This is a genomic window from Nonomuraea sp. NPDC050404 (assembly GCF_040655495.1).
Lineage (GTDB): Bacteria > Actinomycetota > Actinomycetes > Streptosporangiales > Streptosporangiaceae > Nonomuraea.
This window is the reverse complement of the sequence record NZ_JBFAKB010000007.1, coordinates 150,190-164,287: the sequence shown is the minus strand read 5'-3', so window position 1 is coordinate 164,287 and position 14,098 is coordinate 150,190. Positions and strand designations below refer to the sequence as shown.

15 protein-coding genes are annotated in these 14,098 nt (G+C 71.2%); 11 read left to right on the top strand and 4 right to left on the bottom strand.

What is annotated here, in order from left to right; genetic code table 11:
• The first annotated feature begins 15 nt into the window (after positions 1–15).
• Both AB0I81_RS20890 and AB0I81_RS20885 read left to right on the top strand, forming a co-directional pair.
• A complete protein-coding gene (locus AB0I81_RS20890) occupies positions 16–933 on the top strand; it encodes an endonuclease/exonuclease/phosphatase family protein (RefSeq protein ID WP_360658922.1) in 918 nt (305 codons plus the stop codon).
• Between the two features lie 59 nt (positions 934–992).
• Positions 993–1,313 carry a co-chaperone GroES gene (locus tag AB0I81_RS20885; protein WP_360658920.1) on the top strand — a complete coding sequence of 107 codons (321 nt, stop codon included), beginning with the start codon at positions 993–995 and terminating at the stop codon, positions 1,311–1,313.
• A 39-nt stretch (positions 1,314–1,352) separates the two neighbouring features.
• Here the strand turns inward: AB0I81_RS20885 and AB0I81_RS20880 are convergent, their stop codons facing one another.
• The gene (locus AB0I81_RS20880) at positions 1,353–1,808 is read right to left on the bottom strand and encodes a TIGR02611 family protein (protein ID WP_360658918.1); all 456 of its coding nucleotides are present in this window, start codon (positions 1,806–1,808) and stop codon (positions 1,353–1,355) included.
• A gap of 148 nt (positions 1,809–1,956) precedes the next feature.
• Between AB0I81_RS20880 and AB0I81_RS20875 the strand changes: the two genes are divergently transcribed.
• The 4 genes from AB0I81_RS20875 (at position 1,957) to AB0I81_RS20860 (ending at position 5,434) form a co-directional block, all read left to right on the top strand.
• Entirely contained in the window at positions 1,957–2,868 is a 912-nt protein-coding gene (locus tag AB0I81_RS20875; protein ID WP_360658916.1) for an aryldialkylphosphatase, read from the top strand.
• A gap of 45 nt (positions 2,869–2,913) precedes the next feature.
• Positions 2,914–3,297 carry a PPOX class F420-dependent oxidoreductase gene (locus tag AB0I81_RS20870; protein WP_360658915.1) on the top strand — a complete coding sequence of 128 codons (384 nt, stop codon included), beginning with the start codon at positions 2,914–2,916 and terminating at the stop codon, positions 3,295–3,297.
• Positions 3,298–3,590: 293 nt separating this feature from the next.
• Positions 3,591–4,628: a histidine kinase gene (locus AB0I81_RS20865; RefSeq protein ID WP_360658913.1), complete on the top strand. Its 1,038-nt coding sequence runs from the start codon at positions 3,591–3,593 to the stop codon at positions 4,626–4,628.
• A gap of 98 nt (positions 4,629–4,726) precedes the next feature.
• Entirely contained in the window at positions 4,727–5,434 is a 708-nt protein-coding gene (locus AB0I81_RS20860; protein ID WP_360659786.1) for a response regulator transcription factor, read from the top strand.
• 5 nt (positions 5,435–5,439) lie between these two features.
• Here AB0I81_RS20860 and secY read toward each other — a convergent pair whose 3' ends face one another.
• Positions 5,440–6,735 (bottom strand): preprotein translocase subunit SecY, encoded by a 1,296-nt coding sequence (gene secY / locus AB0I81_RS20855; protein WP_360658911.1) that lies wholly within the window; start codon positions 6,733–6,735, stop codon positions 5,440–5,442.
• Positions 6,736–6,875: 140 nt separating this feature from the next.
• Here secY and AB0I81_RS20850 point away from each other — a divergent pair, with 140 nt between their 5' ends.
• Positions 6,876–7,472 (top strand): ATP-binding protein, encoded by a 597-nt coding sequence (locus tag AB0I81_RS20850; RefSeq protein ID WP_360658909.1) that lies wholly within the window; start codon positions 6,876–6,878, stop codon positions 7,470–7,472.
• On the opposite strand, the gene AB0I81_RS20845 is transcribed toward AB0I81_RS20850, so the two are convergent.
• Entirely contained in the window at positions 7,414–8,025 is a 612-nt protein-coding gene (locus AB0I81_RS20845; protein ID WP_360658907.1) for a TetR/AcrR family transcriptional regulator, read from the bottom strand. The genes AB0I81_RS20850 and AB0I81_RS20845 overlap by 59 nt on opposite strands.
• A 51-nt stretch (positions 8,026–8,076) precedes the next feature.
• Here AB0I81_RS20845 and AB0I81_RS20840 point away from each other — a divergent pair, with 51 nt between their 5' ends.
• Entirely contained in the window at positions 8,077–10,296 is a 2,220-nt protein-coding gene (locus AB0I81_RS20840) for an excinuclease ABC subunit UvrA (RefSeq protein ID WP_360658905.1), read from the top strand.
• On the opposite strand, the gene AB0I81_RS20835 is transcribed toward AB0I81_RS20840, so the two are convergent.
• Complete coding sequence (locus tag AB0I81_RS20835) at positions 10,259–11,038, bottom strand: putative hydro-lyase (protein WP_360658903.1); 780 nt, start codon at positions 11,036–11,038, stop codon at positions 10,259–10,261. The two genes, AB0I81_RS20840 and AB0I81_RS20835, sit on opposite strands and share 38 nt — an antisense overlap.
• Positions 11,039–11,094: 56 nt before the next feature.
• On the opposite strand from AB0I81_RS20835, the gene AB0I81_RS20830 reads away from it, so the two are divergent.
• From AB0I81_RS20830 to AB0I81_RS20820, 3 genes are all read left to right on the top strand, one after another.
• Complete coding sequence (locus AB0I81_RS20830; protein ID WP_360658901.1) at positions 11,095–12,729, top strand: sodium:solute symporter family protein; 1,635 nt, start codon at positions 11,095–11,097, stop codon at positions 12,727–12,729.
• Positions 12,726–12,887: a hypothetical protein gene (locus tag AB0I81_RS20825; RefSeq protein ID WP_360658899.1), complete on the top strand. Its 162-nt coding sequence runs from the start codon at positions 12,726–12,728 to the stop codon at positions 12,885–12,887. The genes AB0I81_RS20830 and AB0I81_RS20825 overlap by 4 nt, the downstream gene beginning before the upstream one ends.
• A 67-nt stretch (positions 12,888–12,954) precedes the next feature.
• Complete coding sequence (locus AB0I81_RS20820) at positions 12,955–14,091, top strand: MoxR family ATPase (RefSeq protein WP_360658897.1); 1,137 nt, start codon at positions 12,955–12,957, stop codon at positions 14,089–14,091.
• The last annotated feature ends 7 nt before the right edge of the window (positions 14,092–14,098 follow it).

Here is a 14,098-nt window from a genome sequence, read left to right as displayed (position 1 = left end):
GGCGTGCGGACATGGATGAGCTGGATCGTGGTGGTTCCCTTCGCCCTGTGGGCCGTGGTGCGGCTGAGCGGGTTCGAGCCTGACTGGCCGTGGGTGCCGGTGGTGTCCTATACGCCGTACGCGGCGGGCGCGGCGGCGGCCGGCCTGGTGCTGGCCTGCGCGCTGCGGCAGTGGGCGGCCGGCACGGTCGCGCTCGTGACGGTGCTGGCGATGACGCCCGTCCTGCTGCCCCGCGCGCTCGCCGACGGCAACCCCGACGCGGACGGGCCGGTGCTGCGGGTGCTCGCGGCCAACCTGCTGGTCGGCCGGGCCGACACGGCGGAGCTGATGGCGCTGGTCACCCGGCTGAAGCCGGACGTGCTGACGCTGCAGGAGTTCACCCCGGCGGCCATGGAGCGGCTGGAGAAGGCAGGGCTGCGCCGCGCGCTGCGGCACGCCGTCACCAGGCCGGCGAACGGGGTGGGCGGGTCCGCCGTGTACGCGCGGCATCCGCTCAAGGACGGCGGGCTGATCAAGGAAGGTGTGTTCGGGCAGGCCAGGGCATGGTTGTCGCATCCCGGCGGGGAACGCATCGAGATCGTCTCGGTGCATCCGTGCGCGCCCAAGCGCACCAGGTCGCTGCCGTGCTGGGAGGCCGGTCTCAGGGCGCTGCCCCGGGGCGGCGGGAAGGCGCTGCGGGTGCTGGCGGGCGACTTCAACGCCACCCTCGACCACCTGCCGATGCGCGACCTGCTGGCCTCCGGTTACCGGGACGCGGCGGACGTGATGGGGCTCGGCTTCCGGGCGACCTGGCCGCAGTTCGGCTCGCAACCGCCCGGGGTGAGCATCGATCACGTGCTGGCCGACTCGCGGATGGCGGTGCTCGACTTCGAGGTGCTCTCGCTCGACGACACCGACCACCATCCGGTGTTCGCGGAGCTCAGGCTGCCGTAGCGGCTCTCGGTGCGGCCTTGGTGGCGGACCGTGCGCGTGTCTGCTCGTAAACTGGGCGCGTGCTAGAGCCCAAGTTCGAGATTCAGATGCTGCACGACCGCGTGATGATCAGGTTGGAGCAGGAGGCCGAGGAGCGGCGCAGCGGCTCGGGGATCGTCATCCCCGCGACGGTCAAGATGGCCAACCGGCTGGCCTGGGGCGAGGTCTGCGGGGTCGGCACGAATGTGCGCGCGGTCAAGGTGGGCGACAAGGTGCTGTTCAACCCGGAGGAGCAGTTCGAGGTGGAACTGCACGCCAAGGTCTACCTCGTGATGCGCGAGCGCGACCTGCACGCGGTGGCCACCCAGGAGACCGACCACGGCACCGGCCTCTACCTCTGACGACCGGCCCTCATGCCCGGCCCCGGTGACCGCCGGGGCCTAGATGAAGCGTTGCGCGATCGCGATGACGTCGATGCCGAGCGTGAGCAGCCCGAAATAGACGATCACGCTGGCGGCGGCCACCGTGATGATGAGCACGATGATGCGGACGATCCAGCCCTGCCGCTTGTACCACCTGGTCCAGGCGCGCAGCGTGTCCTTGCCGAACTCCAGGACCTTCCGCGCCTTCTCGAACTCCAGCGCGAGAATGCCGAGCCCGACGAAGACCACGGCCCAGCCCGGCCCGGGAAACGGCACCATGATCAGGCCCGCCGCCACGATGAGGCCCCCGAGCAGACCGATCACGATCTTCAACGTCAGCGCGCCCGTGCGCGTGGACCTGACGCCGTCCAGCCAGCCGTGAATCCCCGTACGGCGCGCGGGCATGTCGGAATCCTCCGCGGCCTTCTCCTTGATCACGTCGGCATCGCCGGTGTCGGAGTTCTGAAGCTGCACAATGCCCCCCGGCAGTCGGTTTGCACCCCAGGATACGGCGCGGCGAACGCCGCCACTTGCAGACGACTAGCAAACTATCAAACGCTACATCCGGTAAAATTTCCTGCCTGATCAGCCTTGATACGGCAATCATCGGTTAATGTCTGCTATGCCCGAAGTCCTGCTCCGTACCGTCACCGGCCCCGTACGCGCGGCCGCCATCGACGGCGTCGTACTCCCCCACGAGCACCTGCGCACGGACATGCGCTGGGCGGTCGGCATCGACTCCGACCCGCACCGCTGGCTCGACGAGGAGACCAGCGTAACCGCCGAACTGCGCGAGCTGCGCCAGTCCGAGCACCGGCTCGGGCTCGCGGTCGACCTGACCTGCATGGGCATGGGCCGGGACGCCTCCGCGCTGGCCCGCGTCGCGGCCGGCAGCCGGGTGCCGGTGATCGCCTCGACCGGCCTGTTCGCCGAGCCGTTCACGGACGTCGGCGAACAGGACGTGGACACGCTCACCGGCCGGCTGATGGAGGAGATACTCAACGGCGTGGACGGGACGGGCGTGTTCCCCGGTGTGATCGGCGAGGTCGGCTCCTGGGGCGCCGAGCCCACGGCCCGCGAGGAGCGCTGCCTGCTCGCCGCCGCCCGCGCCTCCCTGCGTACGCGCCTGCCCGTCGCCACGCACGGCAGGAACGGCCTGGCGCTGCTGGAGATCCTGCTCGGCCAGAACCTGCCGGGCTCGCGGGTGGCCGTCGGGTACACGGGCACCGATCTGGGCGCCGCCAGGAAGATCGCCGAGGCGGGCGCGTACGTGAGCCTGGGCCTGCTGGGCCTCGGCCCCGACCAGGCGGCCAGGATCGCGCTCGGCCTCATCGAGGACGGCCACGCCGACCGCCTGCTGATCAGCACGGGCGTGAGCCGGGTGGCCCAGCTCCGCAGGTACGACGGGCCCGGGTACGGCCACCTGTTCGAGGCGCTGCTGCCGCGCCTGCGCGAGGCGGACCTGGGCGAGGACGTCATCCGCCTGGTCACCCACGACAACCCGCTGCGCTGGCTGACCGAGGGCCTGTCCTGATTTCTCCTTGACCTCCACCAATGTCAAGGTTGCAGACTGGCCCGCATGACCTTCACACCAGCGGAACTGGACTACCTCGGCGGTCAGCGGCTCGGCCGCCTGGCCACGGTCGCGCCTGACGGGCAGGTGCAGAACAACCCGGTCGGCTTCTTCGTGGACGGCGGCACCATCGTGATCGGCGGGCACGCGCTGGGGGTGTCCAAGAAGTTCAGGAACATTCAGCGCGGCAGCACGGTCGCGCTCGTCATCGACGATCTGGCCTCGGTCGATCCTTGGGTGGCGCGGGGCATCGAGATCCGGGGCACGGCGCAGGCGCTGATGGATCATGAGCCGCCCGTGCCGTACTTCTCGCGGGAGGTCATCCGGATCACGCCCAGCAAGATCATTTCTTGGGGGCTGGACGGGCCGCGGGAGAGCCGGAACCTTTGAAAGCTCGCTAGGATCGGTACCACACGAGCCTGAGCGGGTGGGGGATGGCGACCGAGGACACGCGGCGAACCTGGCGCCGCCGCAAACCGCCCACCGCACCACGCCCAGACCCGCTCACCGAACCACGCTCTGAGCCGCTCACCGCGCCACACTCCGGGCCGCTCGCTGGGCCACGCGTCACGCCACGCGCTGAGCCGCTCACCGGGCCGCTCACCGGGCCGCTCACCGGGCCGCTCACCGGGTCGCTCGCTGGGTCGCGAGCCGCGCTGTCGCGCCTTAGCCGGCTGGGTGACGTGCCGGTCGTGGTGATGCTGGCGTGGGCGGGCTGGCTGGCCGTGCCGTGGTCGTTCAGCGGCCTCGCCCAGGCCCGCGCCGCCGCCGCAGCAGCCGCCGAGGCCCAACTGCCCCCCGTCCAGACCCCCGCCATGACGCAGGAGCCGCCCAGCCAGGCGGGTGGGCATGCCGTGGCGCCGGACGGATGGCCCTCCGGAAACGACGCCTCGCCGAACGAACGGCGACCCGGAAACGGCGCCGCACCGCTCGACAGCGCGGCCGACGGGTGGCGACCGGGGAACGCCGCCTCGCCGGGTGACGGCGTGGTGGCGGATGGTGCGGCGTGGGGCATTCCCGCGGCCCGCACCGTCCCGCTCACGACGGTCCGCCGCGGACCCGAGGACGCCACAACGTTGGCCGCGAACCCGTCCGTCTTGGCCGCGGAGCCGTCCGTCTTGGCTGCGGAGCCGGACGCCGGGTTTGTGGCGCTGGAGCGGGCCAGGATCGCCGGGGAGGTGCACGATGCCGCCGGGCACGGGCTGGCCGCCATCGCGATGCAGGCCGGGCTCGCGCTCGTCACGCTGGACGACGACCCCGAGCAGGCGCGTGCCTCGCTGCGGGCGATCAAGGAGACCAGCACGACGGCGCTGGCCCACCTCAGGGCGGCCCTCGACGGCATCGATCCGCCGGCCGGCGACCTGCGCGGCCTGATCGCGGGTGTCCGGGCGGCGGGCCTGCCCGTGGACGTCGAGCCAGCGGACTTCACCGTACCGGCCCAGCTGCGGGGAGCCGTCTACGGCGTGGTGCGCGAGTCCCTCACCAACGTGCTGCGGCACGCGGGCCCGACCAGGGCACTGGTACGCACGGACGCCGCGGACGCGCGCCGGTTCGTGGTCGAGGTGGCCGACCGGGGCATCGGATGGACGGGCACGGGCGAAGGACGCGGGCTGAGCGGCATGCGCGCCAAGGTGACCCAGGCGGGCGGCCACTTCACGGCCGGCCCCCGGGACGGCGGCGGCTTCCGCGTCATCGCCACGTTCCCACGAGACACGGCATGAGCGACACCGGCCACCTCCCCGCGAAGCCCAGCGCCACTAATGCCGACCGCCACCTCCCCGCGAAGCCCAGCACCACTGACGCCGACCGCCACCTCCCCATGGAACCCGGCGCGACCGACACCGGCCACCTCCCCGCAGAACCCGCGATCAGGGTCGCCGTCGCCGACGATCAGGCGGTTGTGCGGATGGGGTTGCGGGCGTTGCTGGAGCGGGAGCCCGGTATGGAGTTCGTCGGCGAGGCGGCCGACGGGCAGGCGGCGCTGACGCTGATCCGGCGTACCCACCCCGACGTCCTGCTGCTCGACATCCGCATGCCCGGCATGGACGGCCTGGCCGCCCTGAGGGCCATCGCGGGCGACCCCGACCTGCGAGGCACCCGCATCGTGGTGGTGACGACGTTCGCCATGGACGAGTACGTCTTCGCCGCCCTTCAGGCCGGAGCCAGCGGCTTCCTGCTCAAGGACAGCGCCCCCGACGAGCTGGTCAACGCCGTACGCGTGGTGGCAGCCGGTGAGGCGCTGCTCTCCCCCGCGATCACCAGGAAGGTCATCGGCCTGTTCGGACGGCACGGCGCGGGGCCCGTCGAGGGGCCGGTCGAGGGCGTCGAGACGCTGACGCCGCGCGAGCGGGAGCTGGTGGCGTGGGTGGCCACCGGCAGGTCGAACGAGGAGATCGCCGCGGAGCTGACGATCAGCCCCGACACCGTGCGCACCCACGTCAGCCGCGCCATGGTCAAACTGCACGCCAGGGACAGGGCGCAGCTCGTGGTGTTCGCCATGCGGGCCGGCCTCGCGCTCCCCGCCTGAGGTGTTCAGAACTTCTTCAGGAAGCCCTCGTAGTTGCGCTGCTGCAGCTGGGCCTCGATCTGCTTCATGGTGTCCAGCCCGACCATGACCATGATCAGCACGCTGGTCCCGCCGAACGGGAAGTTCTGCTGCGTACCCGGATCCTTGAGTATCGCGACCGCCACCAGCGGCAACAACGCCAGCACCGCCAGGTACACCGCTCCCGAGGCGGTCAGGCGGCTCAGCACGTACGCCAGGTACTGCGCGGTCGGCCGTCCCGGCCGGATCCCGGGGACGAATCCCCCGTACTTGCGCAGACCGTCCGCCACCTCCTCCGGATTGAAGGTGATCGACACGTAGAAGTAGGCGAAGGCGGCGATGAGCAGCACGTACACCGTCATGTAGAGCGGGTGCGTGCCCGAGGTGAGGTTGAGCTCCACCCAGGTGCGGGCCTCGGGGCCCAGCAGGGGCGCCGCCACCGACGGCAGGTAGAGCAGGGAGGAGGTGAAGATGACGGGCACGATCCCGGCCTGGTTCACCTTGAGGGGGATGTACGTGCTCTTGCCCCCGTACGTCCGCTGCCCCACCATGCGCTTGGCGTACTGCACCGGCACCCGCCGCTGCGCCTGCTCCACGAACACCACGGCGGCCACCAGGAACAGCCCGGCCACGATCATCACCACGAAGCTCACCGGGCTGAGCACGAAGATCCTCGACAGGTACGACGGGAAGACGGCCACGACCTGCGTGAAGATCAGCAGCGACATGCCGTTGCCGATCCCCCGCTCGGTGATCAGCTCGCCCATCCACATGACCGCGCAGGCCCCCGCCACCATGGTCAGCACGATCACGGTCACGCTGAGCAGCCCGTCGTCCCGCAGCAGCGGCCGGGCGCAGCCGGGCAGGAGTTGCCCGCCGCGGGCCAGCGCGACGACCGTGCCGGCGTTCATGACGGCCAGGCCGACGGTCGCGTAGCGGGTGTACTGGGTGATCTTGGTCTGCCCGCCCTGCCCTTCCTTGCGCAGCGCGTCCAGCCTGGGGATCACCACGGCGAGGAGCTGCATGATGATGCTGGCCGTGATGTACGGCATCACGCCGAGCGCGAACACCGACAGTTGCAGCATCGCGCCCCCGCTGAGCATCTGCACCATGTCGAAGAGGCCGCCGCTGGCGGATCCCACGCATTGACGCACGGCCACCACGTCCACGCCCGGCGCGGGCATGAGCTGTCCCAGCCGGAACAGCACGATGATGCCAAGGGTGAACAGCAGTTTCCCGCGTAGCTCCGGCGCCCGGAACACCCTGGTCAGAACGGTCAGCATGGGAAAGGAGTCTGCTCGCCGCAAGTGCCGGGGTCGTCCGCTGAGCCGAGGCACCGCCATACGCAAATCCGCGTAGGCGTGGCGCGGGCGCCACGACCTATGGCAGACCGCCGGACGCGGCCTGCCATATTGTCCGTGGGATGAGTGATCTCTGGGTGATCAGCGGGCCGCCGGGGGCGGGAAAGTCGACGGTCGCGGCCGAACTGCTGGCCCGCCTGGACCCCGTGCCCGCCCTGCTCGACAAGGACACCGTGTACGGCGGCATCGTGACCGAGGTGCTGCGCGCCCATGGCAGGCCGGACGGCGAGCGCGAGGGCCTGTGGTATGACGAGCACGTCAAACACCACGAGTACGGCGGCCTGACCAGGCTCGCCAGGCAGATCCGCGGGCACGGCTGCCCGGTCATGCTGGACGGCCCGTTCACCACGCAGGTGCACGACGCGGCCCGGTGGCGGGCGTGGCTGGCGGAGCTGGGCGGGCCGCCGGTGCGGCTGGTGTGGGTACGCTCCGACGGGCCGACGCTGCGCGAGCGCCTGCTGGCCAGAGGGCTGGAGCGGGACGCGGGGAAGCTGGCGGCGTTCGAGGACTACCTGGTCAACATCCGGGTGGCCGAGCCTCCGGCCGTACCGTACCTGGAGATCGACAACCGGCGGGGCGCGCCGCCGGTCGGGGGGCAGCTCACGGCGGCGGGTATACCGCCGCGAACACGGCCGACAGGCGGGGAACGAGCCGGGTGAAGCGGCCCTGTTCGTAGGTGACGCCCGGCTGGTTGGCGAGTTGCTGGGTGATCGCCCCCGAGATGAGGCTGGCCACCAGGTCGAGGCCCTCCTCGCCGGCGGCGTCCGGATGCAGCTCGCCGCGTTCGACGGCCTGCCCGATCAGCGCGGCGAAGTGCCGGTGGATGTCCTGGGCGGGCGCGTACGACTCGGGCGAAGGGGTGAATCCGGGCACCGGCCGCCAGAACAGCAGTTGCGCCAGCACCTGGTTGTCCATGATCCACCGAGCTCCGGCCTCCAGCGAGGCCCCCACCCCGCGCAGCCCCTCCTCGCCCGGCGTCCCGACGGCGGCCAGGTAGCCCTCCTGCCCCCGCTTGAACAGCGCGTCGTAGACCGCGTGCCGCGAGGCGAAGTACTTGTACAACGAGGGCGGCCGCACGCCCAGCCGCCTGGCCACGGTCGCCATGCTCAGCCCGGCCACCCCTTCCTCCGCCATGACGTCGAGCGCGATGCCGAGGATCTCGGCCTTCGTCTCGGCGTTGCGGCGTGCCCTGCGGTCGGGAATATCTTCCATGCACCATAGCTTAAGCTAATATTAGTAGCCAAAGCTATGGGGGTGCGAATCGTGTCGCGCGACATCGAGCTGACCGGACTGCGGCAGAACAACCTCAAGAACGTGTCGCTGCGCCTGCCCAAGGAGCGGCTGACGGTGTTCACCGGCGTGTCGGGCTCGGGGAAGTCGTCCATCGTGTTTGGCACGATCGCGGCCGAGTCGCAGCGGCAACTCGCCGAGACCTTCAGCGCCTTCGTCCGCAACCGGCTGCCCAAGCAGGAGCGCCCCAGGGCCGAGCGCATGGCGAACCTGACGGCCGCCGTGGTCGTGGACCAGAAGCCGGTCGGCGGCGGGGCGCGCTCGACCGTGGGCACGATGACCGAGATCCACGCGCAGTTGCGGGTGCTGTTCTCGCGGCGCGGCGAGCCGTCGGCGGGCCCGGCGACCGCCTACAGCTTCAACGACCCGCAGGGCATGTGCCCCGGCTGCGACGGCCTGGGCAGGACCGTCGAGGTGGACCCGGACAAACTGACCGACCCGGACCTCTCACTCAACCAGGGCGCGCTCGCCCTGCACCCGATCGGCTCGGCGGCCTGGCAGATCTACGCGACCTCGGGGCTGTTCGACCCGGACAAGCCGCTGCGCGACTTCACCGCCAAGGAGCGGGAGCTGCTGCTGTACGGGAGCGGGTTCAAGGTCAGACGGGGCAAATACGACAACACCTACGAGGGCGTGGTGACCCGGTTCGACCGGCTGCACCTCAAGCGGGCCAGGGAGCGCCTGGATGAGGAGGCCCGCCCGTACGTGCGCGAGAGCGTCTGCGGGACCTGCGGCGGAGCCCGGCTCAACGCCGCCGCACTGGCCTCCAGGATCGACGGGCGCAACCTCGCCGACCACTGCGGGATGGAGGTCACCGACCTGATCGAGGTGCTGGACCGCCTCGACGACCCGGTGGCGCGGGCCGCCGTGGAGTCGCTGCGCAGGATCGAGGCCATCGGGCTCGGCTACCTCAGCCTCGCCCGTGAGACGCCGACGCTGTCGGGCGGCGAGGCGCAGCGGCTCAAGACCGTGCGCAACCTGGGCAGCGGCCTGACCGGCATGATCTACATCTTCGACGAGCCCAGCGCCGGCCTGCACCCGCGCGACGTGCACCGCCTCGGCGACCTGCTGGTGGAGCTGCGCGACAAGGGCAACACGGTGCTGGTCGTCGAGCACGACCGCGACCTGATCGAGCTGGCCGACCACATCGTGGACCTGGGGCCCGGCGCGGGGGCCGAGGGCGGGCACGTGGTGTTCGAGGGCACGGTGGCCGGGCTGAGCGCCGGCGACACGCCGACCGGGCGCATGTTGCGGCGCGTGGTGGGGCTCAAGGAGCGGGTGCGCGAGCCGGCCGGCTGGCTGACCGTGGCGGGCGCGAACGCCCACAACCTGCGCGACGTCACCGTACGTGTGCCGCTGGGCGTGCTGACCGCCGTCACCGGGGTGGCCGGGTCGGGCAAGAGCACGCTGATGCGGCAGGAGCTGGTGGCCCGGCATCCGGAGACCGTGCTGATCGACCAGTCGGCCATCGCCACCTCGGTCCGGTCCACGCCCGCGACGTACCTGAACGCGATGGATCCGCTGCGCAGGCTGTTCGCCGAGGCCCATGGGGTCGCGCCGGGGATGTTCAGCTTCAACTCGGCCGGGGCGTGCCCGGTGTGCAAGGGGCGGGGCGAGATCAAGACGGACCTGGCGTTCATGGATCCGGTGACGCGGGTGTGCGAGGCGTGCGAGGGCAGCAGGTACAGCGCGGAGGCGCTGTCGTACACCGTGGGCGGGCGGACGATCGCGGACGTGCTGGCGATGACGGCGGACGAGGCGGCGGCGGCGTTCGAGTTGCCCGGCGTGGCGCGGCTGGGCGGGCTGGGGCTCGGCTACCTGACGCTGGGGCAGCCGCTGAGCACGTTGTCGGGCGGGGAGCGGCAGCGGCTGAAGCTGGCGCACCGGCTGCGCGAGCAGGGCAGGGTGTACGTGTTCGACGAGCCGACCACCGGGCTGCACATGGCGGACGTGGACACGCTGCTGGGCCTGCTCGACCGGCTGGTGGCGGAGGGCAACACGGTGATCGTGATCGAGCATGACCTCGCCGTGGTCAAGCACGCCGACTGGGTGATCGACCTGGGGCCGGAGGCGGGCCGGCACGGGGGCATGGTGATGTTCGAGGGCACCCCGGCCGAGCTGACCGAAGCGTCCACCTATACGGCGAAATATCTCGTTAAGTCACTCGATAGTGGTCGTCGCGGACGTCCATGATCGCCATGTGGCCGGGCAGGTGGCCGATCGCGTACTCCACGCCGCTGGCCAGCACCGCCTGGTGCGGCGTCATCCCGCACGCCCAGAACAGCGGCACCTCCCCCTCCCGCACCTGCACGGGATCGCCGTAGTCCGGGCGGTCCAGGTCGCCGATCCCGATCCCGGCGGGGTCGCCGACGTGCACGGGCGCGCCGTGCACCAGCGGGTACCGGCCGCTCACCTCGACGGCGGTGTCCACCAGCTCCCGGGGCACCGGCCGCATCGACACGACCAGCGGCCCCGCCAGGTTGCCGGTGGACTCGCAGGGCACGTCGGTGACGTACATCGGCACGTTCGTGCGCAGTTCCAGATGCCGCACCGGCACCCCGGCGGCCAGCAGGGCGCGCTCGAAGGTGAAGCTGCAGCCGATGAGGAACGGCACCAGGTCCTCGCGCCACTGCGCCGTCACCTCACTCAGGTCGGCGATCGCCGTGCCGTGCCGGTAGAGGCGGTAGCCCGGCAGGTCCGTACGCAGGTCACCGGAGAACAGCTCGGTTGACCAGGCTCCCGGCTCGCCCACGTCGAGCACCGGGCACGCCTGGGGATTGCGATGGGCGAACAGCAGCAGCTCGTACCTCAGCGCCGCGGGCACGGCGATGAGGTTGGCCTGCGTCCAGCCCCTGCACCAGCCCGCGGTGGGCACCCGCTCACCGGTGCGGAAACGCTCCCGCGCCTGCGCGGGGCTCAGGTCGGCGACGTCCACCTGTTGACATTACGGCGGACCGCATAGGGGGGTCCACCTTGGGTAGCCGGTTCGCCGTGCGTCTCGACGTGAACCTCCTCGACTACTCCCTCATCGCGATCTACTTCGTCACCGTGCTCGGCATCGGCTTCGCGGCGCGAAAACGGATCAGCTCCAGCCTGGACTTCTTCCTGGCCGGGCGCGGGCTGCCACCCTGGATCACCGGACTGGCGTTCGTGTCGGCCAACCTGGGCGCGATCGAGATCCTCGGCATGGCGGCGAACGGCGTCCAGTACGGCGCGATGACCGTGCACTACTACTGGATCGGCGCGGTCCCGGCGATGGTGTTCCTCGGCATCGTCATGATGCCGTTCTACTACCGCTCGAAGGTCCGCAGCGTGCCCGAGTTCCTGCGCAGGCGCTTCAACGGGGCCACGCAGCTGCTGAACGCGATCACCTTCGCCGTCGCGCAGATCCTCATCGCGGGCGTCAACCTCTACGCGCTGGCCCTGGTCATGGAGGCGCTGATGGGCTGGCCGCTGCCGGTCTCGGTGGTGGTCTCGGCGGTGATCGTGCTGTCCTACATCACGCTCGGCGGGCTCTCCTCGGCGATCTACAACGAGGTCCTGCAGTTCTTCGTCATCCTCGCCGGCCTGATCCCCCTGACGGTGCTGGGGCTGATGAAGGTGGGCGGGATCTCCGGCCTGTTCGAGAAGGTACGGCAGAGCCCGCTCGGCGAGGGCGGCCTGCACACCTGGGCGGGCACGGCCGGCGACAACCCGATGCAGGCGCACTGGATCGGCATCGTGTTCGGGCTCGGCTTCGTGTTGTCGTTCGGCTACTGGACCACGAACTTCGCCGAGGTTCAGCGGGCCCTGTCGGCCAGGAACACCAACGCGGCCCGGCTGACGCCGATCATCGCCGCGTACCCGAAGATCTTCATTCCGCTGGTCACGGTGCTGCCGGGGATGATCGCCCTGGTGCTCTTCAGCGACTGGGGCGCGGGCGGGCAGGACTACAACAACGCGATCCCGCTGCTGATGCGCGACCTGCTGCCGAACGGGGTGCTGGGGGTCGCGGTGACCGGGCTGCTGGCCTCGTTCATGGCCGGGATGGCGGCGAACATCAGCGGGTTCAACACGGTGTTCACCAACGACATCTGGCAGGCGCACGTGCGCAAGGACCGCGACGACGGCTACTACCTGCGGGTGGGCCGGATCGCGACCGTGGCGGGCGTGGCGATGGGGGTCGGGACGGCGTTCATCGCGGCCGGCTACTCCAACATCATGAACTACCTGCAGGCGCTGTTCTCGTTCTTCAACGCGCCGCTGTTCGCGACGTTCATCATCGGGTTGTTCTGGCGGCGGATGACGCCGTGGGCGGGCTTCTGGGGGCTGCTGTCCGGCACGCTGGCCGCCTTCGTCTGCTACATCTCCTACAAGATGGGCGTCTTGGACTTCGGCACCGAGCTGAACGCGAGCTTCTGGGGCGCGGGCGTGGCCTTCGCCGTGGACGTGATCGTGTCCGTGGTGGTCACGCTGGTCACCACGGCGAAACCGGTGGAGGAGCTGCGCGGGCTCGTGTACGGGCTCAGCGACGTGAACCTGGAGGACGACGCGCTGGCCGGGGACTCGCGGTGGTACCGCTCGCCGCTGCTGCTCGGTGTCGGCGCGCTCGTTCTGGCGGCTTTGGCGTACGGGGTGATCTTGTGAGTGACATCCGCATGGTGATCGGCGGGCTGTTCCTGGTGTACGGCGTGATCCTGATCGTGGCCGGGGCCGTGGGCGATGCGATCAATTTGTGGACGGGCCTGGCGATGGCCGTGTTCGGCGGCGCGTTCCTGGTGTGGGCGCGGATCAACCGGGTTTGACATTCCACCTCGCGTCAACCTACGTTGACCCTAGATGGGTCAATCAAAGTTGACGCGAGGGGATTTCGTGGACGCGTTGTCCGTGGCGGTGGCGGCGAACCTGCCGGTGGTCCTGTGGGGAGCGCCCGGGACCGGGAAGACGTCGGCCGTGCTGGCGCTCGGGGCGCGGCTCGGGCTGCCGGTGGAGGTCGTGGTGGGCTCGATCAGGGAGCCGAGCGACTTCGCCGGGCTGCCGGTGCTGCGTGACGGGGGGACCTGGTTCGCGCCGCCGCGCTGGGCCGAGCGGCCGGCCTCCGCCGGGGCCGGGATCCTGTTCCTGGACGAGCTGACCACCGCGCCGCCCGCCGTACAGGCCGCGATGTTGCGGGTGGTGCTGGAGCGGGCGGTGGGTGACCTGGCGCTGCCGCCGGCCGTGCGGATCGTGGCGGCGGCCAACCCGCCCGAGCAGGCGGCCGATGGGTGGGATCTGTCGGTGCCGCTGGCCAACCGGCTCGTTCACCTGGACTGGAAGGTGAGCGCGGAGTCGGTGGCGGAGGGCTTCATCGGCGGGTTCCCGACGCCGGCCCACCCGCTCGCGGAAACCGAAGACGGCGCGGCGGGGCTCGCCCAGACGTTGGTGGAAGCTGGACGCGAGGCGGCGGCGCAGGCTCGCGGGCCGGTGGGAGCTGGGGGCGAGGCGGCGGCGCGGGCGCTGGTGGGGGCGTTCTTGCGGGTGCGGCCCGAGTTGGTGGTGGCGGTGCCGGACGGACCCGCGCGTGCCTGGCCCAGCCCTCGCACGTGGGAGCTGGCGGCCATCGCCCTGGCCCGCACTCCCGCGGACGCCCCCTGGTCGGAGCGGGTGCGGGCCGAGCTGGTGATCGGCGCGGTCGGCGAGGCCGCCGGGTTCGAGCTGCTGTCCTGGCTGCGGGACCTGGACCTGCCCGACCCGGCCACCCTGCTCGCCGACCCCACCGCACCGCTGCCCGACCGGGTGGACCGGGTGCACGCCGTGCTCGGTTCGGTGGTGGCGCACGTGGCCGCCGACGGGAGCGCGGACGCCTGGCAGCGGGCCTGGACGGTGATCGGCCGGGTCGCCCGGCGTGCCCCCGACGTCGCGGCCAGTGCGGCCCGCTCGCTCGCCGCCCGGCGGCCGCACGGCGCCACCCTGCCGCCGGCCGTCCTGGAACTGGCCCCGATCCTGCGCGCCGCCGGGCTGATGCCATGAACGATCC

Coding starts and splice junctions, on each gene's coding strand:
- AB0I81_RS20890 (WP_360658922.1), top strand. CDS start 16: ATGAGCTGGATCGTGGTGGTTCCCTTCGCCCTGTGGGCCGTGGTGCGG.
- AB0I81_RS20875 (WP_360658916.1), top strand. CDS start 1,957: ATGCCCGAAGTCCTGCTCCGTACCGTCACCGGCCCCGTACGCGCGGCC.
- AB0I81_RS20870 (WP_360658915.1), top strand. CDS start 2,914: ATGACCTTCACACCAGCGGAACTGGACTACCTCGGCGGTCAGCGGCTC.
- AB0I81_RS20860 (WP_360659786.1), top strand. CDS start 4,727: ATGGAACCCGGCGCGACCGACACCGGCCACCTCCCCGCAGAACCCGCG.
- secY (WP_360658911.1), bottom strand. CDS start 6,735: ATGCTGACCGTTCTGACCAGGGTGTTCCGGGCGCCGGAGCTACGCGGG.
- AB0I81_RS20850 (WP_360658909.1), top strand. CDS start 6,876: ATGAGTGATCTCTGGGTGATCAGCGGGCCGCCGGGGGCGGGAAAGTCG.
- AB0I81_RS20845 (WP_360658907.1), bottom strand. CDS start 8,025: ATGGAAGATATTCCCGACCGCAGGGCACGCCGCAACGCCGAGACGAAG.